The sequence below is a fragment of the Kitasatospora sp. NPDC051705 genome (assembly GCF_044453265.1).
Taxonomy (GTDB): Bacteria; Actinomycetota; Actinomycetes; order Streptomycetales; family Streptomycetaceae; genus Kitasatospora.
The window spans coordinates 17,932-44,758 of sequence record NZ_JBITCO010000010.1; the positions used below are offsets into that span (position 1 = coordinate 17,932).

Genomic DNA, 26,827 nt, shown 5'->3' on the forward strand with positions numbered 1-26,827 from the left:
GATGACCGACACGCCCGACTGGATCGGCTGGACCGAGTCCTTCTACACCGACGTCGACGCGCAGTCGATCGACCGCGTCCTCGACCGCTTCGCCCCCGACGGGGAGCTGGTGTTCGGTAACAATCCGCCGGCGGTCGGGCGTGTCGCGATACGTGAAGCAATGGACGGCCTGCACGCCGCACTCGCTGGAATACGACACGAGTGGCGCAACTGCTGGCAGGTGGACGACCGGGGAACCGTGCTGCTCGAAGCCCGCGTCCACTACCTCACACGCGGCGGCACCGAGCTGACGCTCCCCTGTGTCACGGTCATCGCCCGCGCCCCCTCGGGAGCGATCACCTCGCTGCGGATCCACCTCGACGCCTCTCCGCTCTTCGCGGCACTCGCCGCCGAGGCGGCCATTGCACCCGAGGCCGTCGGGGGGCTCGCGATATGAGTCGGCGGACGACCGTCGATCCATACGCCGGCACCCTGCCCGCGGAGGTGGCCGTCGCGGCACGCACCCTCGCGGCACTGGGGCTGGTCTCGGCGTTCGGGCATGTGTCGGCACGGCACGGCGACCACATGCTGATCACGCCCCCGGCCGACCTCGCCGACGCCTGCACCGACACACTCCTGAGCATCCCGCTGGACACGGAGGCGTTGCCGGCGGGCGCGCCGGGCGAGGCGTGGGCGCACCTGGCCGTCTACCGGGCGCGACCCGACGTAGGGGCCGTCGCCCGCGCCACCCCCGAATCCGCCTTCGCAGTCGGGGGGACGGCGTCCGGCACCATCCCGCCGCTGCACGGGCAGGGCGCATTGCTCGGAGAAGCGGTACCCGTCCACGACGACGCGCGGCTCATGCGCTCGGCCGACATCGCCGAAGGTTCCGCCCGCACGCTGGGCCACGCCGACGCGGTCGTCCTGCGCGGCAACGGCGCCCTCACCACGGGCGGCACCCCCGGGCACGCCGTCGCCCGCATGTGGCTGCTCGACACCACCTGCCGACTGCACCTCGCGGCCCGGCGGGCAGGGGCGATCCACAGCCTCACCGGCGAGGAGATCACGGCTTGGCGGGCCGCCGGCCCGCCCCTGCTCGACCGGCTCTGGGCACACCTGCGGAGCCTCGGCGGCCCATCACCACGGTGACCGACGAGGACTTCCGGACCCCACACGAACGACGAAGGAAAGCACCATGCTGCACGTCAGCGGACTCCTCCACTACGGCCTGCAACTGCCCGATCTGGCCGAAGGAAGGGACTTCTACACCGACTTCGGATTGACCGTCGACGAACGCGACGACCGGTTGGTCGTGCGCTGCGACGGTCGGGACCAGGACCAGACCCTGCTCGTCGAGGGACACGACAAGCGTCTGCACCACGTCGCCTTCGCGGCGCCCGACGGCTCCCTGCCAGAACTGCAGCGTCACCTGGAGTCTCTCGGTATCCCCCTGCGGGACGCTCCGCCCGGCGGTCCCGAGGGCGGACTGTGGTTCCGCGACCCGGACGGCACCGCGGTCAACGTGCGCGAGCAGCAACTCGCCGCGCCCCGCGCGGTCGCACCCGCCAAGCAGAACGTGCCCGGTGACTACCGGCGCGTGGACGAGCCCAGCTGGCTCAAGGCGGACGCGGTGCCGCGCCCCCGGCGGCTGGGACACATGCTGGTCTTCTCCTCGGACGTGAACCGCTCACAGGACTTCTACGAGCGCGCCCTCGGCCTCCGGGTGTCCGACCGGATCACCGGCAAGGTCGTCTTCATGAACCCCGGCCCCGGCGACCACCACGTCTTCGGTTTCATCCAGAGCAGCCATCCGGGCCTGCACCACTCCAGCTGGGAGGTCGCGGGCGTCGACGAACTGGCCATGGGCGCCCGGGTCATGGCGGACAAGGGCCACACCGTCGGCTGGGGTCTGGGCAGGCACACCTTGGGCTCCAACCTGTTCCACTACGTCCAGGACCCCTGGGGCAGCTGGATCGAGTACTTCTCCGACATCGACCAGATCACCGACGACTGGCAGGCACAGGACTGGGACGTCCCGCCCGCGGTGTGGTGCCCGCTGATGCCGGAGCAGTTCCTGCGGAACGCCGAGCCGAAGCCGTAGGAGACGCCTCGGCGTCATCGGTCCTGACACCTGGGAGCAGGCGACCCGACCGATGGCGCCGAGCCCACCTTCGACACGTTCCCCGCGGCCGCCGGATGACGGACCGCGAATCACACAAGAGGAAGAAATGAAGCAAGAGCTGACTTCGGACCAGGCATCGCGATACATCGAGGCTTCGCCCGAGGTGTTGTACGCCCTGGTCTCCGACGTCACCCGGACCCCGGAGTACTCGCCGGAGGTCGTTCGGTGCACGTGGATCGACGGGGCAACCGGCCCGGTGGTGGGCGCGCGGTTCAAGGCGATCAACCACGCCGGGCGCGTTCCCGACTGGCCGAACAAGCCCGTCGTCACCGTGGCCGAACCGGGCCGGAGTTTCGCGTTCGAACGCACCGAGGTCGGCGCCGGCACGATCGAGTGGCGTTACCAGTTCGAACCGCAGGGCACCGGAACGCTGGTCACCGAGTCCTACACGGTGCTCAAGAAGGTCAGAATGTTCGGCTGGTTCATCATCGACACCCTCGCCGGGCTGAAGGACCGCCGAAGCGACCTCCAGCGCGGCATGACCACGAGCCTCGAACGCATAGCTGCCATCGTCGAGAACAAGCGGCACGACCGATCGGTCTGACGCGAACCCTGCCGGATGCACGCATCTCCCATGACGGTCCGCCGGTACGTCCGGCGGGCCGTTGCGGCTCGTCGGAGCGAAAGTGCGACAGTGCGACAGTGCGACAGTGCGACAGTGCGACAGTGCGACAGTGAACGAGACACCGTCCACACTGGTCACCCGTCTCCGCCGGGTGAGGTCAGGAACGTTCGTCGGGTCCCAACGGCCCGGTCCCCCGCCCCTGCCCCGGGCCCCAGGGCGACGGACCGGCGCCGACCAGAGCCATCGCCCTGGGCACGGCCTGCGGCCTGTAGCCGGGGGCCTGCTGCCCGAGCACGTTCAACGCGGTCCGCTCCAAGTGATGGGCCAGGCGGGACACCGCGGCGTCACGGTCTCCGGCGATCACCGCTTCCAGGATCGCGGGATGCTCGGTATCACCCGCCCGGGGCCAGCTCTCTGGGTCGAGCTGCTGGGTGATGCGGATGTAGCGCACGCTGCGGTCGGCCAGGGCCTCCAGCTGGCGCAGCAGAGGCTCGCCCGCCCCGGCGGTGAGAAGGCGGTGGTACTCGCGGTGCGCGACGAACCAACCCTCGCCGTCCTTCGCGCGGGCGGCCCGGTGCATCGCCGCCAGCTGCGCCTCGGCCTCTCGTTCAACCCGGCTGCCGAAGCCGTCCAGCGTCATGGTGAGGGCCAGGCACTCCAACGTGATGCGCATCGCGTAGTCGGCGTCCAACCCGCTCGGGTCCAGACCCGCCACCCGCATCCGCTGGTTGGGTTCGGCCTCGACGAACCCCTCCTCCTGGAGCATGCGCAACGCCTCCCGCACCGGAGTGCGGCTCACCCCCAGCTGACGCGCGAGCGCCACCTGTGACAGTACGGTGCCCGGCGCCAGCCGACCGTCGAGGATGCACTCCCGCAGCAGGGCGTGGAGCGGTCCGACCGACTGCCGGACGCCGGTCAGGTTCAGCGGCTCGATGCCGTCGATGACGATGATCGGTTGAGGCATGCCCTCCATTATGGCGTATCTGCATACACATTGAGTCGCGGCCGGGCGACGGTGCGGCCGGTTTCGGGCCGGCAACGCGGCGGGGCCACCCCGGAGTCCCCGGCCTCCGGGTTCGCCAGCCGGACGGCCGGAGAACCCGGAGCTTCCGCAGCAGCCGGTGGGAGCATCACGTGTTCCAGGACAGGCGAGCACCGCGCGGTACTACCCGTCTCGATCACCGGGACCGCGAGCGCTCATAGCGCTCTTCCGTCGGCGTCCGTGCGCTGCCCGGTCCGGCGCGCGACGGGCAGTGAGGCGTGCGCCGGCGCGTCCGGGTCACCGGCGGGTCGCAGGGCGGCGAGCTCCTTGCGCAGGACGGGGATGACCTCCTCGCCGAGCAGGTCGAGCGTTTCCAGGACGACCTTCAGCGGCATGCCGCCGCCGTCGAGGTGGAAGAGCTGGCGACTGTAGTCTCCGTAGTGCTCCCGGAAGGTCAGCGTCTTGTCGATGACCTGCTGCGGACTTCCCACGGTGAGCGACGTTCGCTCCATGTAGTCCTCCACCGTCGATCCGTAGCCGGCCAACGGAGAGTTGTCGAAGTAAGGGCGGTAATCGCGCACGGCGTCCTGGGAGTTGCGGCGCACGAAGACCATTCCGCCGACGCCGACGATCGCCTGCCCCTCGGTGCCGTGCCCGTAGTGGGCATACCGCTCGCGGTAGATGGAGACCAGGCGGCGGAAGTGGTCCTTGGGCGCGAAGAGGTTGTTGACGAAGAAGCCATCGCCGTAGCGGGCGGCCTGTTCGGCGATTTCGGGGCTGCGCACGGAGCCGTGCCAGACGAACGGCGGTGTTCCACCGAGCGGCCTCGGCACTGAGGTGAAGGACTGCAACGGAGTACGGAAGCGGCCTGTCCAGTCGACGAGTTCCTCACGCCAGAGCCGGTGCAGCAGCGCGTAGTTCTCGATGGCGAGCGGGATGCCCTCGCGCACGTCCTTGCCGAACCAGGGATAGACGGGACCGGCGTTGCCCCGCCCCAGCATGAGGTCGACGCGGCCGTCGGCGAGGTGCTGGAGGACGGCGTAGTCCTCGGCGACCTTCACCGGGTCGTTGGTGGTGATCAGAGTCGTCGCGGTGGACAGGAGGATGCTGCTGGTCCTCGCGGCGATGTACGACAAGAGGGTGGTCGGCGAGGACGAAACGAACGGCGGGCTGTGGTGCTCACCCGTCGCGAAGACGTCGAACCCGACCTCTTCGGCCTTGACCGCGATCGCGGCCATCGCTTTCAGCCGCTCCTGCTCAGTGGGAGGCCGGCCGGTGGCGGGGTCGGGGGTGACGTCGCCTATGGAGAACGTACCGAACTGCATCGAAAGCTCCGAACATGGGAGGGAAGGGGAAGTCAGCGGAGTGACGGACGGCTGTTGCCGCTGCTCTCCACTCCGCGTCGCCATTGCCTGCGGCACGAGCTACCTGACGAACGGCAGGATCCTTCCGCCGCGCCAACCGTCCTGGGGTTGGAGGAGTTCGGCCAGGATCTGGGCCGTGGAAGTGATGGCAGCTCCCGCCCTGGCCATGCGGCGCACGGCGAAGTCCTGCCCAGCCTTCGACGGGGGACCGCCCGCGTCGGCGACGACCGCGACCTCGTACCCCAGGCGCAGTGCCGTCAGGGTGAAGTGGACGATCCACACGTCGCGGCCGACGCCGGCGATGATCAGCTTCTTCCTGCCGGTCTCCCCCACGACGGAGGCGAAGTCCTCGTCCACGGAACGGACACCGGCAAGACGGCCGATGCGCGCCAATTCGCCCTCCGGGCGATCCTCCCGCGCTGCGACCGACCGCGGGCCCGGGAGGTACGCGCCCGTGGAATAGGCGAAGAACAGGGGGATGCCGTTCGCCCTGGCGGTCCTGGCGAGAGCCAGGGCGTTGGCCGCCATCCGGTCAGAAGGGATGGTGCGGATCCACCCAACGGCGCCCACCTGGTGGTCGATGAGCAGCACCGCCGTGTCGGCGGCGGTGAAGGACGGTGCGGACACGAATAGACCTCTCTGCCGAGCCGGGCAGGCGCACGGAGGGGCGCGGCCGACTCGAAATTATTTGCCGACCAATTATCACACACTCGGGACGCCTGGATTGGCCGCCAAAATGCCCCGAAATCACGCCATATCCGCACCAGGATCCGATCGCATCTGGCCTCATCTCACGACATGCGGATTCAATTGGCCAACCAAACACATCCGGGTGAGATGATGTGTCGACCAACGACCCGCCTGCCATTCATGGAGGATCGACCACCATGCCGCCAGCGTCCGAATCGGCCCGGAACAGGGACGACGCGGTACCGACCGTCGCCGACGCTCCGATGAGCGAAGCGCTCTTCCGCGCGGCCCGCATGCACCGGATCACGGCGGCCAACCTGCTGCGTGAAACGGGCCTGTACCCCGGGCAGGAGGTGCTGATGATGCAGCTCTGGGCACAGGGGGAACAGCGCCAGGCCGACCTGATCAAGACACTTGCCCTGGATCCCTCCACCGTCACCAAGATGTTGCAGCGCCTGGAACAGTCCGGATTCGTCACCCGCAGCCCCTCCCCGCACGACCGGCGGGCAGTCGTGGTGAAGCCCACCCGGGCCGGCCAGGCCCTGCGAGACCGAGTCCAACAGGCCTGGCGGGATCTTGAGGCGATCACCGCCGCGGGGTTCACACAGGGCGAGTACGCACAGGCCATGCTCGTACTGGCCAGAATCGAGGCCAACCTCGACCGCACACCGCCCGAGACCGGCGCGCTGTCGGCTACGTCGTAACCGCGGCGCCGGCCCCGGGTCGGTCACCGTCTCACGGCGCAGGGGTGGGATTGCCGAAACGGGCGGGAGGCGACGAACGTCCGGAGACGACGGACAGGCCGACCGCGTGGGTCCGTGGCCCGTTGCCGCGGTCGACGCCCAGACTGTTGGCAACGGTCCACGGCAGTGCCGCGGCCAGGACGGCGCCACCAATCGCGAATGCGGCGCGGCGCAGGTGCGGGGTGGCCGAACGGATGGACCTGGTGGTCATCAGAGCGCTCCGGCATGAGTGAAGAACGGTTGTGTCGGTTGGGTGGCCCGTCCGGGCGGCGCGGCGCACAGTCGAGAGTTCGGTGGGGGTGGCCTGCCCTGGTCCGGTCGCCGCCGAGGCACCCTCTGGGCGAGAGTGGGGCGGCGCCTTCATTTCCCTCCGAGAACCGGAAGGAGAAGGCGTGAGCCGGAATGCACCGTGTTGACGCCGGCGATGCCGACGGGGGCATGGCTGAACAGCATCATGGGCCGGAAATCCTTACGGGTGTCGTCGCTGGTGAGGATCAGCCGGATGCGGTGCCCCCGGCGGAACCGGCGGGCATTGGCGACCAGCGGGACGCGGTAGTCGACCGGCTCCCCGACGGGGACGGGGTCCCGGGTCCTCATCGGAAGGACGGGCCGGCCCACCTCGCTCGCCGCCTCGTCGACGTGGCGCATGCTGGCACGCAGCCAGCCCTGGGTGATGTCGGTTGCCTTGCCGTCCGGATCGACGTCCTGCAGGAGCAGGATCCATCCCGTGTCGTCCCCGCTACTGGTGGCGGTCAGCCGCAGTTCGGGGTAGCCGACCATGTCGAGGTCACCGGGCAGGGGGGCGCTCGTCCAGGTCAGCCGTCCGGGCATGGAGTCGGCGCCGTCGGTGGCGTAGCTGCGCTTGCCCGGCATCTCGTCGACCGCCAGCGAGCCGTCGAAGTTGAGGGCCAGGGCCATGTGCGCGGCCGGCGGCGGCCAGGCGTCGGCGGTACGCCACTGGTCGGCCCCGGGCAGCCAGTACCGGATGACAGGGCCTTCGAGGATGCCCGTGTCCTGCCCCTTGAGCCAGTGGTCGAACCAGGCGAGGGCCTCGATGTGCATGCTCTCCCACGGCCAGGGCAGGCTGTCGTCCCCGAGCATGGCCATGCGCACGTGGGGATTGTCGGCGAGCGCATCCCAGGCTTCGAAGAGACCGGGCAGGTGGAGAGCGACGTTGGACCACTCGCCGCCGAGGTAGACCGGGATGTCGACGGCGGCGAGCCGTCGGGTCAGGTCACGCTCGTCCCACCACGCGTCCCGTACTGGGTGCTCGGTGGCCACCGCCCTCAGCAGGTCGTTCCACGGGTGGGCGGCGCGGCGGAAGTGGGTGATCAGCTCCAGTGCGCGGGTCGCCTGGACGGGATCGGTGCGGTGGAACCGGCGGTGGACGGCGGGAATGGCGAGGATCCTGCGCAGGAGACGGGACAGACCCCTGCGGTAGAGGCGGTCGCCATGGGCGGACAGGACGCCCAGCGCGTGGAACCAGGTGGTGACGAAAGCCGCGCTCATCAGGCCGTTGTGGTAGGTGGCCTCCCAGCCCTGGACGGTGACGTTGAAGGGGAACAGCGCCTTGAGGTGAGGCGGGCGCTGGGTGGCCGCCTCCATCTGGGTCATGGCGTAGTAGCTGAGGCCGATCATGCCCACGTTCCCGTTGCACCACGGTTGCCCGGCGACCCACTCGACCAGGTCGAACAGGTCGTTGCGCTCCTGCTCGTCGAAGAAGGTGTACGTCCCGTCCGAGCCCACCGTGCCGCGGAGGTTCGCGATGACGTGGGCGTAGCCGCGCGGCACCCAGAAGTCGCTGGCGCCGGCCTCGATGATGGATGCAGGAGCGCCCAGGTCCTGGAGCTGACGGGGATACGGGGCCGCCGCGATCAGCGCCGGGAACCTGCCGTCCGCGTCGGGGCGGTGGACGTCGGCGAGGAGCCGGGTGCCGTCGCGCATCGGGACGGGCACGTTGTCCTCGCGGGTCGTCCCATGAAGAGCTGTGGACAGGTTGCGGTACTGGCGGCCCGTGGTCTGCGGCCCGTTCAGCTGACGCTGACCGGGCTCCACTCCCGCTGCCTTGAACCGAGCCATGGCGCCTCATTTCCACGCATAGGGAAATTATTGGCGCCCACGGTACGCGCGCCACCCCGTCACGGCAAGAAGCATTTCCACACACAGGGAAATTAAGTCGCGTTCGCAGCCACACCGCCGAAGATGCCCACTGAAGGCACCCCCGGGGAGGCGACGTCCGGCGCGGGGCGCAGCAGGCGTCCAGCACATCCGGCACCGGGCAACGGCCATCCGGTCCAGCCGCAGCACGGCACCCGTGCGGCGCCGCCCGCGAACCAAGCAGCCGAAAGGCACGACTCCGCCCGCGCCGGCGCGAAGCGCGGGTATGCACCCCCCAAGGTCGAGCGGACCCGCTTCACCCGGCCGGCTTGCGACGCCCCCTTGCACAGGGCCGCCCGGGCAACCACCTCCGGTCAGATCCCCTTCGAGGCGTCGCCGCCCAGGGTGCCGGTGAGGTAGTGCTGCACGACCGGCCCGATCAGCCGGACCACCCGCTCCCCGGGCACGTCGGCGATGCGGTCGATTGCCCAGACATACCGAGCCATGGCCAGACCCACGAGCTGCGTGGAGACCAGGTCCGCGCGCAGGCGCGCCGCTCCGTCGGGAAGGCTCGCCGACACCGCCTGCAGAGCGAGGTCCGAGAAGACCTCGCGGAGGCGCTCCATCGCGAACGGTTCATGGCTTGCGGCGAGGATGATCGAACTGAGGATCTCCGCATTGGCCTGATCGTCCCACATGCACAGCGCCGCCTCCACGAAGGCCTGCCCGCGCTCCCCCAGTGGCGCCTCGGCGGCCTCGGCGATTCCCTCCCCGAAGGCCTCGGGCGGCTCCAACGCCGCCTTCAGCAGCCCCATCCTGCTGGAGAAGTAGTAGTTCACCAGGGTGGGGTCCACATCGGCGGCGCGCGCCACGGCTCGCAACGATGTCCCGCCGAAGCCCCGTTCGGCGAAGGATCTGCGCGCTGCCGCAAGGATGCGGTCGGCCTGCTCGCCAGGCTCTCCCCGGGGCCCCCTTCCCGGTCGTGCCGCCATGCCCCACACCCCCTTCGCCATGTCCGCACTCGCCCGCTTGCGCGCCGCCGCGGCTTGCCGCGAGCTCGAACAGTTTCACCATACAGTGAAATTGAGGCCGTCCATCTTGCTGCCGTCGACCAGTGCGGCGACCCTCCGCCCCGATCGACGCCGACAGCCCTTGCCACCCGCGACAGTTTCACCATACGCTGAAATAGTTTCAACGGCTGATGAAACTGTGCTCATGCCTGTGCTCAAGGCGAGTGAACCCCGGTTTCACAGGTGGCGGGGCCCCAATCCACCGCCCGCCGACCGCCACCCTCACCCCGTCCTGCCCGTCATCCCCTGAGGTTGGCCCTTCGAACGGAGCAGTCACCGTGTCCGCCGCATCGCCCCCACCAAGACCATCCGCCCATTCCTCAACGAGCGCCCCGGACCGGCTGGCACGCGCCATTGCCGTCGCCGTCGGTCTCCTCGCGAACCTCCTGTACATGCTCGTCCTCACCGGCGGCTTCGGATACAACCTGAAGACGCCCGCGGTGTTCGGCCTGCCGGCCCAGTCCGTCCTGGTCAGCCTGGTCAGCGCATCCTCGATCGTCCCGACGTTGCTCGGCTGGGCACTGCTGGAACTGCTGGAACGGTTCGCCCCCCAGCGGGCCACCGTCATCTGGACGGTGCTCGCGGTACTGACGCTCGCCGGCAGCCTTCCCTACAACGGGGCCGGAATCAGCGTGGCCGACCAGTTCCTGCTGGCCCTGATGCACCTGATCGTCGGCGCGGTCGTGATCCCGACGTTCGTGATCACGTCAGCGCACCGATCCTGACACCGGACCCAGACCGATCGAGGACTCCCCGGCCCACCCCCTCCGGGCTCCGCAGGCCGCTGTACCCGTCCCCGGTCCGAGGGGTCGCACCTCCCCCGCCCCGGAGACGGCCGTGACCACGGCCCATGTGCCCGGCCGGACGAGCAGCAGAGCAGTCAGGCCCGTTCTGGCCGCTCCCTGCCCGGCCGGCTCATCGGCGGACCGCCCTCGCTGACCGACGCCACATCCCACTTGACCAACCACCGTCCAGCCGGACTCCGAGGAACCACGATGACGAACCTGGCCACCTTGCTGACCAGCTCAGCGTCCACCCACGGCCACCGAATCGCCGTGCGGCACGAGAACACCGCACTGACCTACGCCCAGCTCGACGACCTGAGCGCCCGAACCGCCGCCCTGCTGCAGGCCCGCGGCGTCCGCCCGGGCGACCGGGTCGCCCTGTCCTTGCCCAACGTGCCGCTCTTTCCCGTGGTCTACTACGGCATCCTCCGCGCGGGCGCCGTCGTCGTGCCGACGAACCCGCTGCTCAAGGCCGACGAGATCACCCACGTCCTGCGCGACTGCGGTGCCCGGCTTCTGCTGGCATCACCGATGGCGGCAGCCGAGGCCGCCGTTGCGGCCAGGACCACCGGAACCGGACTCCTGGTCGTCGATCCGGCCGAGTTCGAGGCACGGCTCGGCCACACCGACCCGCGGCCCGCCGTCGCCGACACGAAGGACTCCGATCTCGCGGTGATCCTCTACACGTCGGGCACCACCGGCACGCCCAAGGGCGCCGAACTGACGCACCGCAACCTTCTCGGCAACGCCACCACCGCCATGGAGACGCTGTTCCACGTCGGCCCCGACGACGTGCTCTTCGGCGGCCTGCCGCTGTTCCACGCCTTCGGCCAGACGTGCGCCCTCAACACGGCCGTGGCCGCCGGCGCCACACTGACCCTCCTCACCCGGTTCGATCCGGCGGCGGCACTGGCGATCATCAGAAGGGACGCCGTCAGCATCTTCTTCGGCGTCCCGACGATGTACGCGGCACTGCTGCACGCGGAGCTTCCCGACGGATTCGAGGCCACCCGCCTGCGCCTGGCCGTCTCCGGCGGCGCAGCGCTCCCGGTCGAGGTGCTGCACGGCTTCGAGGAGCGCTTCGGCGTCGACGTGCTGGAGGGCTACGGCTTGTCCGAGACGTCCCCGGTGGCCGCCTTCAACCCGCCGGACCGCCCCCGCAAGCCCGGCTCCATCGGCCTGCCCGTCCGCGGCGTCGAACTGCGCCTGGTGAGACGGGACGGCACGAGGGCCGCGCCCGGCGAGATCGGCGAGATCGCGATCCGCGGCGAGAACGTCATGGTCGGCTACCACAACCAGCCGCACGCCACCGCTGATGCGATCCGCGACGGCTGGTTCCACACCGGCGACCTCGCGCGGGTCGACGAGGACGGCTACTACTTCATCGTCGACCGCACGAAGGACCTGATCATCCGCGGCGGCTACAACGTCTACCCCCGCGAGGTCGAGGAGGTCCTGTACCGGCACCCGGCGGTCGCCGAGGCCGCCGTCGTCGGCGTGCCGGACCGACTGCTCGGACAGGAGGTCGCCGCAGCGGTCGTCCTCAAACCCGGGGCACGCGCCACCGCCGAGGAGATCCGCGACCACGTGAAGGCCCGCGTGGCCGCCTACAAGTACCCCCGGGTGGTCACGCTCACCGACGCCCTCCCCAAGGGGCCGACCGGCAAGATCCTCAAGCGTGAGATCGTCGTGGCACCGCTCGAGTCGTGACCCGGGTCCGCTCCGCCCCGGCACCGGCTCCCGGGGCGGCGTGGGGCCGAGCAGCAGGCGCCGACGGTCGCGCAGCCGACGGCGATGCCGGCGCACCTCCGCCGTCGGCTGCCTTGCGGTCCCCCACCGGCCGGATGATGCTGGATGGTGCGCCATGAGGCAGGAGGGCCAGGTGCACCGCCATGGAACGATCCGGCGAGCGGCCCGACCGACGCTCGTGTTCACCGGGCACGACTCCCGCGGACATCTCGGTCGCGGTCGCCGTGACGGACGGGGGAGGACGCGTGGCGTACTGGAGCGCCGAAGCGCAGGCCCTTCTCGGATACTCGTCAACGCAGATCATCGGCACGCCCTTGGCCGACCTTCTCTCCCCCGACGAGCCGACTCTGCGGCACCGTGACGGGCGCCTGCTCGACGTCCGGACCCACCTGTTTCCCCTGCCCGATGCAGGAAAGCAGGAGGCTGTGCTGGTGGTGTTCTCCCCCTGCCCGGCTGCACCGACTCCGGCGAACGACAGGCTCGCGCTATGGGCGTTCGACCAGATGTCGAGAGTTCTCGCCATCTACGACCGTGACGGGCGGGCACTCACGGCGAACGAGGCCACCAAGCGGGTGGTCGGCCTCCCCGAGACGGAGATCCCCGGACGGCGGCTCACCGAGTTCCTGCCAGGTCCCGCATTCGAGGAGGCCGAACGGCGGATCCTGCGGGTGAGCCGGACCGGCGAGCCCGAGTACACGGAGCTCTTCGTCAGGTTGCCGCAGGAGGAGAAGGCTCACGCCTGGGCCGTCGACATCTTCCCGCTCAAGGATGCGGACGGCCGGGTCCGGGCGGTGGGCCTGGCCGCGGACGACCACACCGAGCAGTACAACACGCGCGAGCGGCTCGCCCTGCTGAGCGAGGCCAGGACCCGCATGGGAACGAGCCTCGACGTGGCGGGCAGTGCCAAGGAGCTCGTCGACGTCCTGGTACCCCGCTTTGCGGACTTCGCCGCCGTCGACCTGCTCGACGTCGTCCTGCGCGGCGCGCTACCGCCTCCCGGTTCGCCGATCGGGCCGGCGACCCTGCGGCGCGCGGCCCAGGGATGCTCTCGCCGGCTCCCGCCCGGCGCCCTGCTCGATGCCGACGAGGTGCGCACGCCTCCGCCGTCCTCTCCCCTCGCCCGCTGCCTGGCCGACGGCCGTCCGAAGCTGTCGGACTTCACGGACCCCGAGATCGTCCAGTGGCTGGCCGAGGACCCGCCCCACGCGGCCCATGCCGACGCGTTCGGGGCGCGCTCCATGATCGCGGTGCCGATCAGGGCCCGGGGCACGGTCCTGGGTACGGTCCTGCTGCTCAGGTACGCAACCGCTCCCGACCCTTTCGGCCCCGACGACCTGACCGTCACCGAGGACCTGGTGACCCGGGCCGCGATCTGCCTGGACAACGCGCGCCGCTTCACCCGCGAGCGCGGCATCGCCCTGGCTCTGCAACGCTCCCTGCTACCCCGGGAACCGACAGTCCACCCAGCCGCGGAGACGGCCTTCCGCTACGTACCCGCGGGAGGCAGCGCAGGTGCGGGCGGCGACTGGTTCGACGTGATCCCCCTGCCCGGCGCCCGGATCGGCCTCGTGGTCGGCGACGTCGTGGGCCACGGCATCAACGCCACTGCCACCATGGGCCGCCTCCGCACAGCCGTACGCACTCTCGCCGACATCGACCTGCCGCCCGACGAACTGCTCACCCACCTCGACGACATCGTCACCCACGCAACGCCTCCACAGGTCGCCGACGACGACGCCGAACTCCCAGGGGACATCGGAGCCACCTGCCTGTACGCCGTCTACGACCCCGTCTCCGGCAGCTGTTCCCTGGCGCGGGCCGGCCACCCGGCCCCGATCCTGGTCCACCCGGACGGCACGACCCGTACCGTCGACGTACCGATCGGTCCTCCTCTCGGGCTGGGCAGCCTGCCCTTCGAGGCGGCCGAGCTCGAGCTCACCGAAGGCAGCCTGCTGGCCCTGTTCACCGACGGCCTCATCGAGGGACGCGACCACGACATCGACGAGGGGATCCGCACACTGCGCCGGCTACTCGGCCGCCCCACGACCCCGCTCGAAGCGCTCTGCGACAGCGTCCTGGAGACACTGCACCCCCAGCCCGACGGCGACGACGTCGCCCTGCTGCTGCTCCGTGCCCGGGGCCTCGGCCGGGACAGCCTGGCCTCGTGGGACCTGCCCCGCGACACGGCGATCGTGGCGAAGGCACGCCGGCAGGCCTGCGACCGCCTCACCGCGTGGGGGCTGGAGGACCTGGCATTCGTCACCGAACTCGTTGTCAGCGAACTGGTCACCAACGCCATCCGCTACGCCACCGGCCCCATCCGGCTCCGGCTGATCAAGAACCAGACACTCACCTGCGAGGTGTCCGACGGCAGCAGCACGAGCCCTCACCTGCGCCGGGCCCGGCTGAGCGACGAAGGCGGCCGCGGGCTGCTGCTCGTCGCCCAGCTCACCGAGCGCTGGGGCACGCGCTACACGCACACGGGCAAGACCATCTGGGCCGAACAACCCATCCACTGACCCTTCGGACGGTGATGACCGACCGGGTCAGCTTCTGCGCGCCATCCCGACCGGTCGTTCAGAAGCAGGTCACGCCACGCCTCGACGAGAGCGCCCACAGCCGCATCGCACCACCCGAATCCAACGCTCGGATCGCCGCTGGTCCTGTCGGCGCGCACTTGACCGACGGAACGAAGCGTCAAGTGCGGACGCTTTGGTGGGAATCGTCGGTGTCCACTGCCAACGGTGCGTGACATCGGTCGGTTCCCGTCGTTCTCGGCGCGTTGGGCGGTCCGCGCGCGGCGCGGGCACGCTCGACCACACCGTGCGGTCGACCGCCCTCACCAGTGTCCCATCGACGCTCCGCGAGGGCCCGCGGTGTCCGGACACCAACCGGTTCAGCGCTCGACGGAGAGCCTGAGGAAGTGCGCTGAGCAGGAGATACACGGATCATGGTTGCGGATCGCCCGCTCGCTCAGCGCGGCCAGCTCGGCGTCCTCGGCGGGCGGCCCGACGGCCAGGCGGGCGCGCACCACGCGCATCACGTCCGACTCGATCGCGCCCTGGTTCTGCGCGGTCGGAGGTACCAGGACGGCATCGCTCACGGTTCCGTCGGCGGCCAGCGTGTAGCGGTGGTAGAGCAGGCCGCGCGGCGCTTCGGTGGCGCCGTGGCCGGTTGCGGCGCGGGCGGGGACCGGGAGGTGCGGACGCGCCGGGGCACGGTACTCGTCGATGATCCGCAGCGCCTCGTCGACCGCGTACAGCACCTCGATCGCCCGGATCACGATGCTGCGGTGGGGGTTGCGGCTGACCGCGCCGGTGCGGGGGTCGCCGAGGCCGCCGGCCATGGCGAGGTCCAGCAGTTCGGCCGGCAGCAGGTGCCCGCTCACCGCGAACCGGGCGAGCGAGCCGGTCAGGTGCCGGCGGCCGTCCAGCCGGGCATGCAGCGCGGTCGAGTACAGCACCTGGTGCTCGACCACGTGAGTCCCGAACTCGGCCAGGGGGAAGGTGCGGACGGTCCGGCGGTCGCCGTCGGTGCGCAGCACGGTGGGGGTGCCGGACTCGATGGCGTAGCGGTCGGGTTCGGCGAGTGCGAACAGGTCGGCGTCACAGACCGCGTCGGGGAAGTCGAAGCCGCTCACCCAGCGGACCGACTCCACCGCGTCGTCCCGCACCCGGCGCAGGAGTTCGGCCAGCGGCCGCAGTTCGGCCTGGGTGGGCACCCGGTGGAAGCCGCCGAGCCGGACGTTGACCGGGTGGATCGCGCGGCCGCCGAGCAGTTCGACGATCGCGTTGCCGGCCTGTTTGATCCGCAGGCCGCGGGCCACGTCCTCGCGGTGGGTGCGGGCGAGTGTGATGGCGCTGTCGCAGCCGTGGAAGTCCGGGGCGTGCAGCAGGTGGACGTGCAGGGCCTGGCTCTCGATCCACTCGCCGCAGTACAGCAGCCGACGCAGCGCGGCCACCTGGCCCTCGACGCGCACCCCGCAGGCGTCCTCCAGCGCGCGGCAGGCGCTGAGCTGGTAGGCGACCGGGCAGATGCCGCAGATCCGGGAGGTGAGGTCGGGCGGTTCGGTGTGGCCGCGGCCGCGCAGGAACGCCTCGAAGAACCGGGGCGGTTCGTAGATCGCCAGTCGGGCGCCGGTGAGTTCGCCGTCGCGCAGCACCAGGTGCAGCGAGCCCTCGCCCTCGACCCGGCCGAGCGGGCCGAGGTGCAGCTCACGGGTGTCGTCGCCGGTCACCGCTCCGCCTCCTCGGCGATCTGCCGCGCGGCGGCGTCGAACTCGGGGGCGGCGGTGTTGAAGGTGCGCAGCACCCGCACGGCACCGGGTCCGGCCAGTCCGTCGCGGCGCAGCAGCGGGACGAAGGCGGGGAGGTTGGTCGAGTTCGACGGGCCGAAGCAGCCGTAGCAGCCGCGCGCGTAGGCGGGGCAGAGCGCGCCGCATCCGGCGTGGGTGACCGGCCCCAGGCAGGGCGTGCCGTGGGCGACGGTCACGCAGACGGTGCCGCGCCGCTTGCACTCGAAGCAGACGCTGTGCCGCGGCACGTCGGGCGTGCGGCCCGCGAGGTACGCGGTGATCACCTCGACCAGTTGCCCGCGGTCGATCGGGCAGCCGCGCAGCTCGAAGTCGACCGGGACGTGGGCGGCGATCGCCGTGGAGGTCGCCAGGGTCTCGACGTACTCGGGCCGCGCGTACACCACGGCCCGGTACTCGGCCACGTCCGCGGTGTTGCGCAGGGCCTGGATGCCGCCGGCGGTGGCGCAGGCGCCGATGGTCACCAGGTACCGGGACGCGGCCCGGACGCGGTGGATGCGCTCGGCGTCCTGGGCGGTGGTGATCGAGCCCTCGACCAGCGAGAGGTCGTACGGGCCTGGGGCCGGCGCGGTGGCCGCCTCCAGGAAGTGGCTGATCTCCACCCGCTCGGCGAGGGCGAGGAGTTCGTCCTCGCAATCGAGCAGGGTGAGCTGGCAGCCGTCGCAGGAGGCGAACTTCCACACCGCCAGCCGGGGTCGGTCCATCTCACAACTCCCTCACCATGAGCTGGTGTTCTGCCGTGTCCCAGGTGACCACCGGGCCGTCGCGGCAGAGCAGCAGGGGGCCGAGCTGGCAGTGGCCGCAGTGGCCGATGCCGCAGTGCATGGTGCGCTCCAGGGAGACCTGCACCCGGTCCGGGGCGAACCCGCGGTGCACCAGGTCCCGGGCGACCGCCCGGATCATCACTTCGGGCCCGCAGAGGAAGGCGGTGGTGCGGGTCGGGTCGATGCCAGCCCGGTCGAGCAGGGTGGTCACCACGCCGACCTCGCCGCGCCATGCGCCGTCCGGCCGGTCGACCGTTGTCAGCACGCGGGCGCCCGCCGACCGCCAGCGGTCGAGGTCCGCGGGGTGGAGCAGGTCGGCGGGTGTGCGGGCGCCGACCAGGACCGCCACGGCTCCGGTGCGGTCCCATTCGGCGAGTGCCGACTCCACCAGCGGCCGCAGCGGTGCCAGGCCGATGCCTCCGGCAACCACCAGCACGTCCGCCCCGGGCGTCCCGGGCAGCTGCCACGCGGTGCCGAATGGTCCGCGCACGCCCACCGTCTCCCCCGGCCGCAGTCCCTGCAGCGCACGGGAGACCGCGCCGACCGCGCGTACGGTGTGCGCCAGTCGGAGGCCGTCGATCCCACTCACCGAGAACGGGGCGTCACCGACACCGAAGGCGTAGACCATGGCGAACTGTCCCGGTGCGAACGGCCCGAGGGAGTCGCCCGTCGGCTCGATCACGAGCGTGGCCGTGTCCGACGTGTCCACCGTGCGCGCCACGACCCGGTAGGGGACGGGCAGTTCGGCTGCGGCGCCGTCCGTGTGGGCCGTCACCACGCAGACCCGTTCCCTTCGGCACCCGGTCCGCCGGTGTAGAGGTCGAGCAGCCGGGTGCGGGCCGCGTGCAGCCGCGGTCCGATCGCCTGGGCGCCGATCAGGCGCATCAGGTCGAGTCCGAACGCCGGGTCGTCGTCCATCGCCTCCCGTACGGCCCGGGCATCGAACTCGGTCGCCTCCACCGCGCCCCGGGCCACCGCCCCGAGCTGCCAACGGTACGGCTCGAACATCCATGACCAGCCGAGGAGTTCGCCATCGCCGAGGGTTTCGACGACGAGCGCGCCACGGCCCGGCGCGTGGACGTCGAGCGCGACCAGGCCGCTGCGGACCAGCCAGAACCGGTCGGCCGGCCCGCCCTCCTCGAAGATCCGGGTACCGTCGGGCCAGGCGACGTCGCGGCCGAGGGCGAGCAGGCGGTCCCGGTGCGCGGTGGCCAGGCCGGCGAGCAGGTCCGTCACGGCGCCTGCCGCAGGTCGTCCACGGCCCGGCGCTCCTGGTCGAGGGCGTGGGCCTCCTCCGTGATGTCGATCCCGACCGGGCACCAGACGATGCACCGGCCGCAGCCCACACAGCCGGAACTGCCGAACTGGTCGTGCCAGGTACCGATCTTGTGGGTGAGCCACTGCCGGTACCGGCTGCGCGGCGACGAGCGGACCGGACCGGTCGGCAGGTGGGTGAACTCCAGGTCGAAGCAGGACTCCCAGCGCCGCCAACGCTCGGCGTGGTCACCGGTCAGGTCGGTGACGTCCTCGGCCGTGGTGCAGAAGCAGGTGGGGCACACCATGGTGCAGTTTCCGCAGGTCAGGCAGCGCGCGGTGACCTCGTCCCAGCGCTCGGCGTCCAGGGTGTCGCGCATCAGGGCCTGCAGGTCCACCGGCGGCATGGCGCGGCCCATCCGGTCCGCCGCCTCACGCACGACCCGGTCGGCCGCGTCCCGGGTGTCCGGGTCGGACGGGCGGCCGGGCAGCGCCGCCAAGACCTGTTCGCCCTCCGGGCTGCCCGCCCGGACCAGGAACCGGTGGCCGTCCTCGTCGACCAGCTCGGTCAGGGCCAGGTCGTAGCCCGGTCCGGCCGCAGGTCCGGTCCCCATCGAGACGCAGAAGCAGGTGGCGCCCGGCTCGGTACACTCCACGGCCACCAGGAACGCCCGGGTGCGCCGGGACCGGTACCGCCCGTCGGCATGCGGTCCGCCGGTGAGCACTCGGTCCTGGATCGCGATGGCCCGCAGGTCGCAGGGGCGCACGCCGAGGAAGGCGTAGGAGACGGTCGGCGGCGGGTCGGCGCGGAACGCCGGGCCGCCGTCGGCGGCCCGGTCCGCGCTCCACTGGCGCTCGCGCTGCGGGTGCAGGAACGCCTTCCACGAGTTCGGCCCCGCGCTGTGGGCGAAGGCCGCGCCGTCGGGACGGGGGCGGAGCCGGTAGTGGCCGGCCTCCAGCTCGACGCCCCAGCCGTACGGCAGCTCGTCACCGGATGCCAGTTCGGCCAGGACGACGGCGCCGTCGCGCACGGTCGGCCCGACCACGGTGCGGCCCTGCGCAGCGAGCACCCGGATCAGCGCGTCGAGCCCCGCCCGGTCGATGACCGCGGCGGCCGCCGGAGCACTGGTCATGAAGGTAACCTCCCGGTGCTGATGGGCGCCACCGGGCAGCCAGGCCCGACGTCGCCCGCCCATCCTGCGCCGCCGACGCCGGAAAGCCGCGCAGCGGCCCGCCGCCGCGCCGGACCGACGCCACGGCTCCCCCGGACGGGCGACGTGTCCGGGTCGACCGCGGCGCCGGACGGTCATCGCCGACCCGCGCGGTGCCTAGCCACGATCGCGCGCACCGCCGCCGCGGCATCGGGGACGGCCTCGGCGACGGCGGGGCCGAGTCCATGCCCGAGTCCGAAGGCGCTCCCCCCGATCGCCAGCAGGACCAGCTCGCGGGGCACCCGGTCCAGGGCCTCGGCCAGCGCGAGGGCATGGCCGAGGCCGAGGCCGTGCGACCCGGCTGCGGCCGGCTCGGCGGTCACCGTCCCGGCCACAGACGCCCCCGGCCCGGTGAGCCGCAGCCGGTGCAACCGGCCCGCCCGCTCCGGCGACACCCTGACCGCGTCCAGCACGACGGCCAGCTCCGCACCGTCCCAGAGCTCGATCAGACGCGCGGGTTCACCGTCACAGGCCGCCAGGCGCGCCACCGGGTACGGGTCGGCGGCCAGCACGTCCACCACGGCGGCGCCCACGCCGTCGTCGCCCCGCAGCCGGTTGCCGACCCCGATGACGACGATGCGACCGGGCGGCGAGGCCCGCCCGGCGGTGCCACCCATGCGTCCTCCCCAGCGGCGCCGACCCGGACGCCCGGGTGGCTCCGATCCTGCACCCGGAGGGCCCCATTGGCCCCGCGGCGCGCGGGTCCGCCCGGTCGGACAGCAGCGGAGGAGCCGATCGACACGAGCGGCCGGAGCCCGGTCAGGGTCTGTCAACCCGCGATCGGGGCCGACCGGCACCGGTCGCCGTAGCGGCCGGCGGGCGGGACGGACAGCAGACCAGCCCGTCCGAGCCTCTCGGAGGTCGCCGTGAACGCCCCGATCACCGTCGGATACGACGGATCACCCGAAAGCACCGCCGCCGCGCAGTGGGCCGTGCGCGAGGCGGAACTGCGCGGGCTGCGCCTGGAGCTGCTGCTGGCCTGGCCCTGGATGGCCGAGGAGATGCTCGGGCAGCCGGACGTGGCGCCGGTCGGGTTGTCGACGACGACGGTGTCGTAGCCTCGGCGATGCCCCGGGACGCCCTGGGAGGTGAGGACCATGCCGACGGCGAAGCGGTCGATGCGCCCGGCGGTGCCGACGGCTCCGCCGCTGCTGCCGGAGTAGGTACGACTCCGGTCGGAGGAACGATGATCGACCCTGGAGAGTCCCGTTCCGTCGTCGTCGGTGGACGTGCGGGACAGCGCGCGGTCGGACCCGGGTGCGTCAGGTCCGCCCGGTGAGGAAGGCAGCGGCGCTGCTCAGGGTGGTCAGGCGGGGGTAGTCGTCCTCGTCGATCCGACAGCCGGCGCGCTCGGTCAGTCGTTCGACGAGGCTCAGGAAGTCCAGCGAGTCGAGTTCGAGGGCTTCCCGGAAGGCGGTGTCGGGTCCGATCGTGGTGAAGTCTGCATCCGGGACGATCTCGGTGAGCGCCTCCTGGACGAGGAGCAGGGCCTGGTCACGGTTCACAGTTCCTCCGGTGTGCGCAGTAGCCGTTCGAGCACCATCAGGTAGCGGGCGCCGGTGGCGCCGTCGCTGGCCCGGTGGTCGGCGGAGAGGGTCGCTGTCACCACGGGACGCACGCCGAGCAGGCCGTCGACGGCCCAGGGGCGGTCGACCACCTTGCCCAGGCCGACGAGGGCGACCTGGGGAGGGTGGATGACACCGAAGACCGCTTCCACGCCTTGGTCGCCGAGGCTGGTCACGGTGATGGTGGGGTCGGTGGTCTCGGAGCCGCGCAGCCGACCGGACCGGGCCCGGGCCACCAGGTCCCGGAGCCGGGCCATGAGTTCCGCCGGCGACAGGTCGGCCGCGTGGTGGATGGCAGGAGCCACCAGGCCGCTGCCGCGCAGCGACACCGCGACGCCCAGGTGGACCTCGGGCGCCGGGACGAACCGGCCGTCGGCGAAGAAGCCGTTGAGCTGGGGAACCTCACGGGCAGCCCGCGCTACGGCCTTGAGCAGCAGGGCGGCGGGGACCAGGCGCTCGGAGACCGGGAGCCCGCGGTTCTGCTCACGCAGCCACGCCACCGCCGGGCCCAGATCGATGGTGGTGGACAGGTAGTAGTGCGGGATCTCGCGCTTGGAGCGTGTCATCAGGTCACCGATGGCACGGCGCATCGCCTCGGAACGATCGGCGGTCTCGGCGTGCCGGTCGGGGGTGGGCGGCACTTCGACGGTGGGAGCGGTCCGAGCGGCGGGAGCGGTCTCGGAGCCGGTCAGCACGGCCCGGACGTCGGCGACCCGGATCGCACCGTCCGTTCCGGTACCCCGAACCCCCGCGAGATCGACCCCACTCTCCGCGGCCAGGCGCCGTGCCATCGGCGTCGAACGGACCCGGCCTGTCGTCCTCGCCGGCGGGGGCACTGCGGGCGCGGCAGCGACCGGGGGCGCGGTCACCGCCCGGCCCTGCGGCGACGCAGCCTCGGCCTCGGGCTCAGGCTGCGGGGCGGCCGGCACGTCGGCACGGGTGATCCGGCCGCCGGGCCCCGTGCCGTGCACGGAACTCAGGTCGACCCCGCGCTCCTCGGCGAGGCGACGTACCAGCGGGGTCGGTGCTGGCGCGCGTGCGGCTGTCGGCTCGGCGGGTGCCGGCGGGGCTGGCCGCTGTGTGACAGCGTTCACCGGGTTGATCACTGCCAGCGGCGTCCCGACCGGCACGGTCTCGGCCGGCTCGACCAGCAGGCGCTCCACGACACCGCTCTCGAAGCACTCCACCTCGATCGCGGCTTTGGCGGTGTCGACGACGGCGACGATGTCACCCTTGTGCACCTGGTCGCCGGGGTGAACGAGCCATTCGAGCAGGGTGCCCTCGGTCATGTCGGCGCCGAGTGCGGGCATCGTGAACTCGGCCATCTCAGCCCACCGCCCTGAGCGCTGCCGCCACGATGTCGGGGACCTGGGGCAGCGCGGCCTGCTCCAGTTGCGCGGCGTACGGCACCGGCACCTCCGCGCCGCACGCCCGCTCGACCGGCGCGTCGAGGTCGTAGAAGGCCTGCTCGGTGATACGTGCCGCGACCTCGGCGGACAGGCCGCCGCTGCGCCAGCCCTCGTCGACGATCACCGCGCGGTGGGTGCGACGCACCGAGCCGATGACGGTGGCATCGTCGAGCGGGCGCAGGCTGCGAAGGTCGACCACCTCGGCGTCCACCTGGTCCTGGGCCGCGAGTTGCTCGGCGGCGGCCAGGGCCTTGCCCAGCGAGCCACCGTAGGTGACGAGGCTGACGTCGGTGCCGGGTCGGCGTACTGCGGCGCTGTCGAGGTCGACCGGTCCGGGGTCGTCCGCGGTGTTGTCGGTGCCGTTGTAAAGGGAGCCGTGCTCGAAGACGATCACGGGGTCGGGGTCGGCCAGTGCCGGGGCGAGCATCCACCGCGCGTCGGCCACGGTGGCGGGGGCGAGGACCCGGATGCCGGGGATGTGCGCATAGAAGGCTTCGAGACTGTGCGAGTGCTGGGCAGCGAGTTGGCGTCCGGCGCCGGTGGTCATCCGGATCACCAGCGGGACCGCCACCTGCCCGCCGGACATGTGCAGCAGCGTCGCCGCGTTGTTCAGGATCTGGTCCAATGCGAGCAGGCTGAAGTTGACCGTCATGATCTCCACGATCGGACGCAGCCCGGCGATCGCCGCACCGATGCCGGCCCCGACGAAGCCCGACTCCGAGAGCGGGGTGTCCCGGACCCGCTCGGGGCCGAACTCCTCCACCAAACCCAGACTGACACCGAAGGCCCCACCGTAGCGGCCCACGTCCTCACCCATCAGGAAGACCCGCTCGTCGGCCGCGAGCGCCTCCCGCATCGCTTCCCGCATCGCCTCGCGGTAGCTCATCGACTCGGCCCGACGGGCCCCGCCACCGGTCATGACGACCCCCCAGCCGGGCTGTACACAAAGCGCAGCAGATCCTCCACCGGTTCGGTCCCGCCCTGTCGCGCGTGGTCGAGAGCCGTGGCCAGCTCCTCGCTGACCTCCTTCTCCACCGCGGCCAGCGCCTTGTCGTCAAGGCCGTCCTCGGCCCGCATCCGGGTGCTGAGCACCTGGATCGGGTCACGCTCCTTCCAGCGCTCGACCTCTGCCTTGTCCCGGTAGCGGTCCGGGTCGTACATGGAGTGCGCGCGGAAACGGTAGGTGCGCAGTTCCAGGAAGACCGGTCCGGTGCCGTCCCGGATCGCCCGGGCGGCCCGTGCGACGGCCCGCTCGACGGCCAGCACGTCCATCCCGTCGACCTCCCAAGCCACCAGGCCGTACGAGGCCGCGCGTGCGACCAGGTCGGTCTGGGCGTGTTCGCGGTTCAGCGCGGTGCCCATGGCGTAGAGGTTGTTCTCGCAGGCGAGCAGCAGCGGAAGGTCCCAGAGTGCGGCAAGGTTGGCCGTTTCGTGGAACTCGCCCTCGGCGAGTGCGCCGTCGCCGAACAGGCAGCAGGTCACCTGTTCCTGTCCGCGTATCCGGTCGGCGAGGGCCAGCCCGGCGGCGACCGGCAGGCCGCCCGCCACGATGCCGTGGCCCCCGTAGAACCGCCGGCTCACGTCGAACAGGTGCATCGAACCGCCCCGGCCCCGACTGCAGCCGGTCACCCGGCCGAGCATCTCGGCGAACACCGACTCGGCGGGGATACCGCGGGCCAGCGCGTGGCCGTGCTCGCGGTAGGTGCTGACCACCGCGTCTTCAGGTCCGAGAGCGCCGAGGACGCCCGCGGAGACGGCCTCCTCGCCGATGCACAGGTGGACGAAGCCCCGGACCTCGCCACTGCTGTAGAGCTCGACACAGCGCTCCTCGAACTGTCGGATGCGCACCATCTCCCGCAGGAGATCTCGGCGGTGGGCCGCCTGCGCGGCGGGTCCGCTGCGGCTGCGCGCACGGGTCCTGCCACGCGCCGCGGTCGGTGCTGCCGCCGTTCGGCGCGGGCTCATCGGGACTCCTCCAGGGCCGAGGTGTCACCCTCCGGCAGGCCCAGCTCACGGGCTTTCAGCAGTCGGCGCATCACCTTGCCGCTGCGGGTCTTGGGCAGGTGCTGGTCGAAGGCGATCTCGCGGGGCGCGATGGCCGGTCCGAGTCGCCTGCGCGCGAAGGCGGTGATCTCGCGGGCCAGGCCGGTGCCCGGCTCGAATCCCGGTTTGAGGGAGACGAACGCCTTGACGATCTCGCCGGCGACCGGGTCGGGACGGCCGATCACCCCCGCCTCGGCGACCGCCGGATGCTCCATCAAGGTGCTCTCGACCTCGAACGGCCCGATCAAGTGGCCGGCAGACTTGATCACGTCGTCGGCGCGGCCGACGAACCAGTAGTAGCCGTCCTCGTCGCGCCGGGCCACGTCGCCGGTCAGGTACCACCCGCCGGCGAAACAGGCTGTGTAGCGCTCCTGTGCGTGCAGGTAGCCGCGGAACATCGACGGCCAGCCCGGCCGCAGCGCCAGCTCGCCCTCCCGCCCCGGCGTCCTGATCTCCCGTGCCTGGCCTTCCGTCACTACTGCTCGCCCGTCCGGCCCTCGTTCCAGCAGGCCTGCCACGACGCCGGGCAGCGGGCGGCCCATCGAGCCGGGCCTGATCTCGGTGGCCGCGAAGTTCGCGATCATGATCGCGCCGGTCTCCGTCTGCCACCAGTTGTCGTGGATCGGCAGACCCAGGACCTCCTGCCCCCAGCGGACCGCCTCCGGGTTGAGCGGTTCGCCGACGCTGGCGATGAACCGCAGCGCCGACAGGTCGAAGGATCGCGGCAGGTCGGGCGGGCTCCCCCGAGGGCTTGCCCGCATCAGCATCCGGATCGCGGTCGGAGCCGTGTACCAGACGCTCACCCGCTCCTCGGCAAGGATGCCGTACCACCGGCGGGCCTCGTACTCCCCTGCGTCGACCACCATCGTCACCCCGTGGGTGAGCGGCGCGATGATCCCGTAGGAGGTGCCCGTGACCCAGCCCGGGTCGGCGGTGCACCAGAAGACGTCGTCGGGGTGCAGGTCAAGGGCGAACGCGGCGGTGGCGTGGTGGGCCACCACGGCCTCGTGCACGTGGATCGCACCTTTCGGGGTACCGGTGGTGCCGCTGGTGAAGTGCAGCAGCGCCATCTCCTGCGGGTCGGTGTCCGGGATCGTGAAGTCCTCGGACGCCTGCGCCAGCAGCGCGTCGAAGGAACGGGTGCCCGGCAGCGGCTCGGCGCACGGTCCCACGATCAGCACCGTTTCCAGCTGCGGCACCTGCTCGCGCAGCGCAGCCACCTTCCGCCGGTAGAGGTCCTCGGTCGTGACCAGGACCCGCACACCGCCGAGCCGCAGGCGCTCCTCGACCGGGACCGGTCCGAAGGCGGGGAAGAGCGGGCAGAACACCGAGGTGTTCTTCAGAGTCCCGAGAGCGGACACGTACAGCTCCGGACACCGGCTCAGCAGCGAGGCGACCCGGTCGCCGCGGCCGACACCCAGTGAACACAGCACGTTCGCGAAGCGGTTCGTCCGGCGGGCCAGCTCGTCGTACGTCACCGTGCCGACCTGCCGATCCACGGCAACGCAGCGCAGCGCGGCGTGTTCGCCGCGTCCGGCGGCGACGTGCCGGTCGACCGCCTCGTATCCAATGTTGAGCCCCCGACCGCCCGGCAGCCCGTCGAGCGCCGCACGCGCCGACTCCCACGAGAAATCGCACCGGGCCCGCTCGTAGTCGGCGAGATTGGGCGCGATTCCTGGCACCGTCCTGGCCCGAATGGCCTCGGCTTCCATGGCCGCTCCCTTCCGGATCGCCGACAGGGCCTCTTCCAGCCTGGCAGACACAGGACCGTCCGGCCTGGGGGGCGCGGCACGGCCCGACCGCCCGACCGCCCGCCCGCCCGCCCGCCCGCCCGCCCGCCCGCTCCGGGAACGCCGTGGGTGACCCGTCAGTGCAGGAGATCCTGCACTTGGGTGGGCCGGTCACGACGGGCAGTAGGCCCGTTCGGCCCTGTCGCTCGCTCCGGGTGCGGGGCAGGCTCGCGGTAGGAGGGTCGAAGACCGGCCCCCCGCCTCCCGGTCGCTCTGCTCGCGGCGGCACGTTCCCGGGCCCGGCTGTTGCCGCAGGTCCGCCAACGGAGGGAG

At 71.7% G+C, this 26,827-nt stretch carries 26 protein-coding genes; 9 read left to right on the top strand and 17 right to left on the bottom strand.

What is annotated here, in order from left to right:
- Nucleotide 1 precedes the first annotated feature (1 nt).
- The 4 genes from ACIA8Q_RS15350 to ACIA8Q_RS15365 all read left to right on the top strand — a co-directional run bounded on the left by ACIA8Q_RS15350 (nt 2) and on the right by ACIA8Q_RS15365 (nt 2,705).
- Complete coding sequence (locus tag ACIA8Q_RS15350) at nt 2-436, top strand: nuclear transport factor 2 family protein (RefSeq protein ID WP_360220775.1); 435 nt, start codon at nt 2-4, stop codon at nt 434-436.
- On the top strand, nt 433-1,128 hold the full coding sequence (locus tag ACIA8Q_RS15355) for a class II aldolase/adducin family protein (protein ID WP_360220772.1): 696 nt from the start codon (nt 433-435) through the stop codon (nt 1,126-1,128). Before ACIA8Q_RS15350 ends, ACIA8Q_RS15355 begins: the two co-directional genes overlap by 4 nt.
- A gap of 46 nt (nt 1,129-1,174) precedes the next feature.
- On the top strand, nt 1,175-2,080 hold the full coding sequence (locus tag ACIA8Q_RS15360) for a VOC family protein (protein WP_360220769.1): 906 nt from the start codon (nt 1,175-1,177) through the stop codon (nt 2,078-2,080).
- A 127-nt stretch (nt 2,081-2,207) separates the two neighbouring features.
- Complete coding sequence (locus ACIA8Q_RS15365) at nt 2,208-2,705, top strand: SRPBCC family protein (protein ID WP_396317283.1); 498 nt, start codon at nt 2,208-2,210, stop codon at nt 2,703-2,705.
- Between the two features lie 178 nt (nt 2,706-2,883).
- On the opposite strand, the gene ACIA8Q_RS15370 is transcribed toward ACIA8Q_RS15365, so the two are convergent.
- From ACIA8Q_RS15370 to ACIA8Q_RS15380, 3 genes are all read right to left on the bottom strand, one after another.
- Nucleotides 2,884-3,690: a GntR family transcriptional regulator gene (locus ACIA8Q_RS15370; RefSeq protein ID WP_360220763.1), complete on the bottom strand. Its 807-nt coding sequence runs from the start codon at nt 3,688-3,690 to the stop codon at nt 2,884-2,886.
- 233 nt (nt 3,691-3,923) lie between these two features.
- Nucleotides 3,924-5,033 carry a CE1758 family FMN-dependent luciferase-like monooxygenase gene (locus ACIA8Q_RS15375; RefSeq protein ID WP_360220760.1) on the bottom strand — a complete coding sequence of 370 codons (1,110 nt, stop codon included), beginning with the start codon at nt 5,031-5,033 and terminating at the stop codon, nt 3,924-3,926.
- A gap of 99 nt (nt 5,034-5,132) precedes the next feature.
- Entirely contained in the window at nt 5,133-5,699 is a 567-nt protein-coding gene (locus tag ACIA8Q_RS15380; RefSeq protein WP_396317284.1) for an isochorismatase family protein, read from the bottom strand.
- A 260-nt stretch (nt 5,700-5,959) separates the two neighbouring features.
- On the opposite strand from ACIA8Q_RS15380, the gene ACIA8Q_RS15385 reads away from it, so the two are divergent.
- Entirely contained in the window at nt 5,960-6,466 is a 507-nt protein-coding gene (locus tag ACIA8Q_RS15385; protein WP_396317337.1) for a MarR family winged helix-turn-helix transcriptional regulator, read from the top strand.
- A 31-nt stretch (nt 6,467-6,497) separates the two neighbouring features.
- Here ACIA8Q_RS15385 and ACIA8Q_RS15390 read toward each other — a convergent pair whose 3' ends face one another.
- The 3 genes from ACIA8Q_RS15390 to ACIA8Q_RS15400 all read right to left on the bottom strand — a co-directional run bounded on the left by ACIA8Q_RS15390 (nt 6,498) and on the right by ACIA8Q_RS15400 (nt 9,615).
- The gene (locus ACIA8Q_RS15390) at nt 6,498-6,716 is read right to left on the bottom strand and encodes a hypothetical protein (protein ID WP_360220751.1); all 219 of its coding nucleotides are present in this window, start codon (nt 6,714-6,716) and stop codon (nt 6,498-6,500) included.
- A 149-nt stretch (nt 6,717-6,865) separates the two neighbouring features.
- Nucleotides 6,866-8,584, bottom strand: a complete 1,719-nt coding sequence (locus ACIA8Q_RS15395) for a CocE/NonD family hydrolase (RefSeq protein ID WP_396317285.1) — start codon at nt 8,582-8,584, stop codon at nt 6,866-6,868.
- Nucleotides 8,585-8,976: 392 nt separating this feature from the next.
- Complete coding sequence (locus ACIA8Q_RS15400; RefSeq protein ID WP_396317286.1) at nt 8,977-9,615, bottom strand: TetR family transcriptional regulator; 639 nt, start codon at nt 9,613-9,615, stop codon at nt 8,977-8,979.
- 188 nt (nt 9,616-9,803) lie between these two features.
- Here ACIA8Q_RS15400 and ACIA8Q_RS15405 point away from each other — a divergent pair, with 188 nt between their 5' ends.
- From ACIA8Q_RS15405 to ACIA8Q_RS15415, 3 genes are all read left to right on the top strand, one after another.
- Nucleotides 9,804-10,397: a DUF6069 family protein gene (locus ACIA8Q_RS15405; protein ID WP_360220743.1), complete on the top strand. Its 594-nt coding sequence runs from the start codon at nt 9,804-9,806 to the stop codon at nt 10,395-10,397.
- Nucleotides 10,398-10,667: 270 nt separating this feature from the next.
- Nucleotides 10,668-12,167 carry a long-chain fatty acid--CoA ligase gene (locus ACIA8Q_RS15410; protein WP_360220740.1) on the top strand — a complete coding sequence of 500 codons (1,500 nt, stop codon included), beginning with the start codon at nt 10,668-10,670 and terminating at the stop codon, nt 12,165-12,167.
- Between the two features lie 182 nt (nt 12,168-12,349).
- The gene (locus ACIA8Q_RS15415) at nt 12,350-14,725 is read left to right on the top strand and encodes a SpoIIE family protein phosphatase (RefSeq protein WP_360220737.1); all 2,376 of its coding nucleotides are present in this window, start codon (nt 12,350-12,352) and stop codon (nt 14,723-14,725) included.
- Nucleotides 14,726-15,102: 377 nt separating this feature from the next.
- Here ACIA8Q_RS15415 and ACIA8Q_RS15420 read toward each other — a convergent pair whose 3' ends face one another.
- From ACIA8Q_RS15420 to ACIA8Q_RS15445, 6 genes are all read right to left on the bottom strand, one after another.
- Nucleotides 15,103-16,443, bottom strand: coding sequence for a Ni/Fe hydrogenase subunit alpha (locus tag ACIA8Q_RS15420; RefSeq protein ID WP_396317287.1), 1,341 nt, complete (start codon nt 16,441-16,443; stop codon nt 15,103-15,105).
- Nucleotides 16,440-17,222, bottom strand: a complete 783-nt coding sequence (locus tag ACIA8Q_RS15425; RefSeq protein WP_360210979.1) for an oxidoreductase — start codon at nt 17,220-17,222, stop codon at nt 16,440-16,442. The genes ACIA8Q_RS15420 and ACIA8Q_RS15425 overlap by 4 nt, the downstream gene beginning before the upstream one ends.
- A gap of 1 nt (nt 17,223) precedes the next feature.
- Nucleotides 17,224-18,057, bottom strand: a complete 834-nt coding sequence (locus ACIA8Q_RS15430; RefSeq protein ID WP_360210981.1) for an FAD/NAD(P)-binding protein — start codon at nt 18,055-18,057, stop codon at nt 17,224-17,226.
- The gene (locus tag ACIA8Q_RS15435; RefSeq protein WP_360210983.1) at nt 18,054-18,518 is read right to left on the bottom strand and encodes a cyclic nucleotide-binding domain-containing protein; all 465 of its coding nucleotides are present in this window, start codon (nt 18,516-18,518) and stop codon (nt 18,054-18,056) included. Before ACIA8Q_RS15435 ends, ACIA8Q_RS15430 begins: the two co-directional genes overlap by 4 nt.
- Nucleotides 18,515-19,669 (bottom strand): 4Fe-4S dicluster domain-containing protein, encoded by a 1,155-nt coding sequence (locus tag ACIA8Q_RS15440; RefSeq protein ID WP_396317288.1) that lies wholly within the window; start codon nt 19,667-19,669, stop codon nt 18,515-18,517. The genes ACIA8Q_RS15435 and ACIA8Q_RS15440 overlap by 4 nt, the downstream gene beginning before the upstream one ends.
- A 173-nt stretch (nt 19,670-19,842) precedes the next feature.
- A complete protein-coding gene (locus tag ACIA8Q_RS15445; RefSeq protein ID WP_360210987.1) occupies nt 19,843-20,364 on the bottom strand; it encodes a hydrogenase maturation protease in 522 nt (173 codons plus the stop codon).
- Between the two features lie 249 nt (nt 20,365-20,613).
- On the opposite strand from ACIA8Q_RS15445, the gene ACIA8Q_RS15450 reads away from it, so the two are divergent.
- Entirely contained in the window at nt 20,614-20,805 is a 192-nt protein-coding gene (locus ACIA8Q_RS15450; protein ID WP_360210989.1) for a universal stress protein, read from the top strand.
- Nucleotides 20,806-21,009: 204 nt separating this feature from the next.
- Here ACIA8Q_RS15450 and ACIA8Q_RS15455 read toward each other — a convergent pair whose 3' ends face one another.
- The 5 genes from ACIA8Q_RS15455 to acsA form a co-directional block, all read right to left on the bottom strand.
- Nucleotides 21,010-21,252, bottom strand: coding sequence for an acyl carrier protein (locus tag ACIA8Q_RS15455; RefSeq protein ID WP_360210991.1), 243 nt, complete (start codon nt 21,250-21,252; stop codon nt 21,010-21,012).
- Entirely contained in the window at nt 21,249-22,637 is a 1,389-nt protein-coding gene (locus tag ACIA8Q_RS15460; protein WP_360210993.1) for a 2-oxo acid dehydrogenase subunit E2, read from the bottom strand. Before ACIA8Q_RS15460 ends, ACIA8Q_RS15455 begins: the two co-directional genes overlap by 4 nt.
- A gap of 1 nt (nt 22,638) precedes the next feature.
- Nucleotides 22,639-23,640: an alpha-ketoacid dehydrogenase subunit beta gene (locus tag ACIA8Q_RS15465; protein ID WP_360210995.1), complete on the bottom strand. Its 1,002-nt coding sequence runs from the start codon at nt 23,638-23,640 to the stop codon at nt 22,639-22,641.
- Nucleotides 23,637-24,572, bottom strand: coding sequence for a pyruvate dehydrogenase (acetyl-transferring) E1 component subunit alpha (gene pdhA / locus ACIA8Q_RS15470; RefSeq protein WP_360210997.1), 936 nt, complete (start codon nt 24,570-24,572; stop codon nt 23,637-23,639). The genes ACIA8Q_RS15465 and pdhA overlap by 4 nt, the downstream gene beginning before the upstream one ends.
- 110 nt (nt 24,573-24,682) lie before the next feature.
- Nucleotides 24,683-26,476: an acetate--CoA ligase gene (gene acsA, locus ACIA8Q_RS15475; RefSeq protein WP_396317289.1), complete on the bottom strand. Its 1,794-nt coding sequence runs from the start codon at nt 26,474-26,476 to the stop codon at nt 24,683-24,685.
- Between the last annotated feature and the right edge of the window lie 351 nt (nt 26,477-26,827).

Excerpts from the sequence above, each read along its gene's own strand:
- pdhA (WP_360210997.1), bottom strand. The coding sequence starts at position 24,572 with ATGGTGCGCATCCGACAGTTCGAGGAGCGCTGTGTCGAGCTCTACAGC.
- ACIA8Q_RS15395 (WP_396317285.1), bottom strand. The coding sequence starts at position 8,584 with ATGGCTCGGTTCAAGGCAGCGGGAGTGGAGCCCGGTCAGCGTCAGCTG.
- ACIA8Q_RS15415 (WP_360220737.1), top strand. The coding sequence starts at position 12,350 with ATGGAACGATCCGGCGAGCGGCCCGACCGACGCTCGTGTTCACCGGGC.
- ACIA8Q_RS15440 (WP_396317288.1), bottom strand. The coding sequence starts at position 19,669 with ATGACCAGTGCTCCGGCGGCCGCCGCGGTCATCGACCGGGCGGGGCTC.
- ACIA8Q_RS15460 (WP_360210993.1), bottom strand. The coding sequence starts at position 22,637 with ATGGCCGAGTTCACGATGCCCGCACTCGGCGCCGACATGACCGAGGGC.
- ACIA8Q_RS15385 (WP_396317337.1), top strand. The coding sequence starts at position 5,960 with ATGCCGCCAGCGTCCGAATCGGCCCGGAACAGGGACGACGCGGTACCG.
- ACIA8Q_RS15350 (WP_360220775.1), top strand. The coding sequence starts at position 2 with ATGACCGACACGCCCGACTGGATCGGCTGGACCGAGTCCTTCTACACC.
- ACIA8Q_RS15365 (WP_396317283.1), top strand. The coding sequence starts at position 2,208 with ATGAAGCAAGAGCTGACTTCGGACCAGGCATCGCGATACATCGAGGCT.
- ACIA8Q_RS15355 (WP_360220772.1), top strand. The coding sequence starts at position 433 with ATGAGTCGGCGGACGACCGTCGATCCATACGCCGGCACCCTGCCCGCG.
- ACIA8Q_RS15370 (WP_360220763.1), bottom strand. The coding sequence starts at position 3,690 with ATGCCTCAACCGATCATCGTCATCGACGGCATCGAGCCGCTGAACCTG.
- ACIA8Q_RS15425 (WP_360210979.1), bottom strand. The coding sequence starts at position 17,222 with ATGGACCGACCCCGGCTGGCGGTGTGGAAGTTCGCCTCCTGCGACGGC.
- acsA (WP_396317289.1), bottom strand. The coding sequence starts at position 26,476 with ATGGAAGCCGAGGCCATTCGGGCCAGGACGGTGCCAGGAATCGCGCCC.
- ACIA8Q_RS15375 (WP_360220760.1), bottom strand. The coding sequence starts at position 5,033 with ATGCAGTTCGGTACGTTCTCCATAGGCGACGTCACCCCCGACCCCGCC.
- ACIA8Q_RS15390 (WP_360220751.1), bottom strand. The coding sequence starts at position 6,716 with ATGACCACCAGGTCCATCCGTTCGGCCACCCCGCACCTGCGCCGCGCC.
- ACIA8Q_RS15410 (WP_360220740.1), top strand. The coding sequence starts at position 10,668 with ATGACGAACCTGGCCACCTTGCTGACCAGCTCAGCGTCCACCCACGGC.
- ACIA8Q_RS15445 (WP_360210987.1), bottom strand. The coding sequence starts at position 20,364 with ATGGGTGGCACCGCCGGGCGGGCCTCGCCGCCCGGTCGCATCGTCGTC.
- ACIA8Q_RS15465 (WP_360210995.1), bottom strand. The coding sequence starts at position 23,640 with ATGACCGGTGGCGGGGCCCGTCGGGCCGAGTCGATGAGCTACCGCGAG.
- ACIA8Q_RS15405 (WP_360220743.1), top strand. The coding sequence starts at position 9,804 with ATGAAACTGTGCTCATGCCTGTGCTCAAGGCGAGTGAACCCCGGTTTC.
- ACIA8Q_RS15400 (WP_396317286.1), bottom strand. The coding sequence starts at position 9,615 with ATGGCGAAGGGGGTGTGGGGCATGGCGGCACGACCGGGAAGGGGGCCC.
- ACIA8Q_RS15360 (WP_360220769.1), top strand. The coding sequence starts at position 1,175 with ATGCTGCACGTCAGCGGACTCCTCCACTACGGCCTGCAACTGCCCGAT.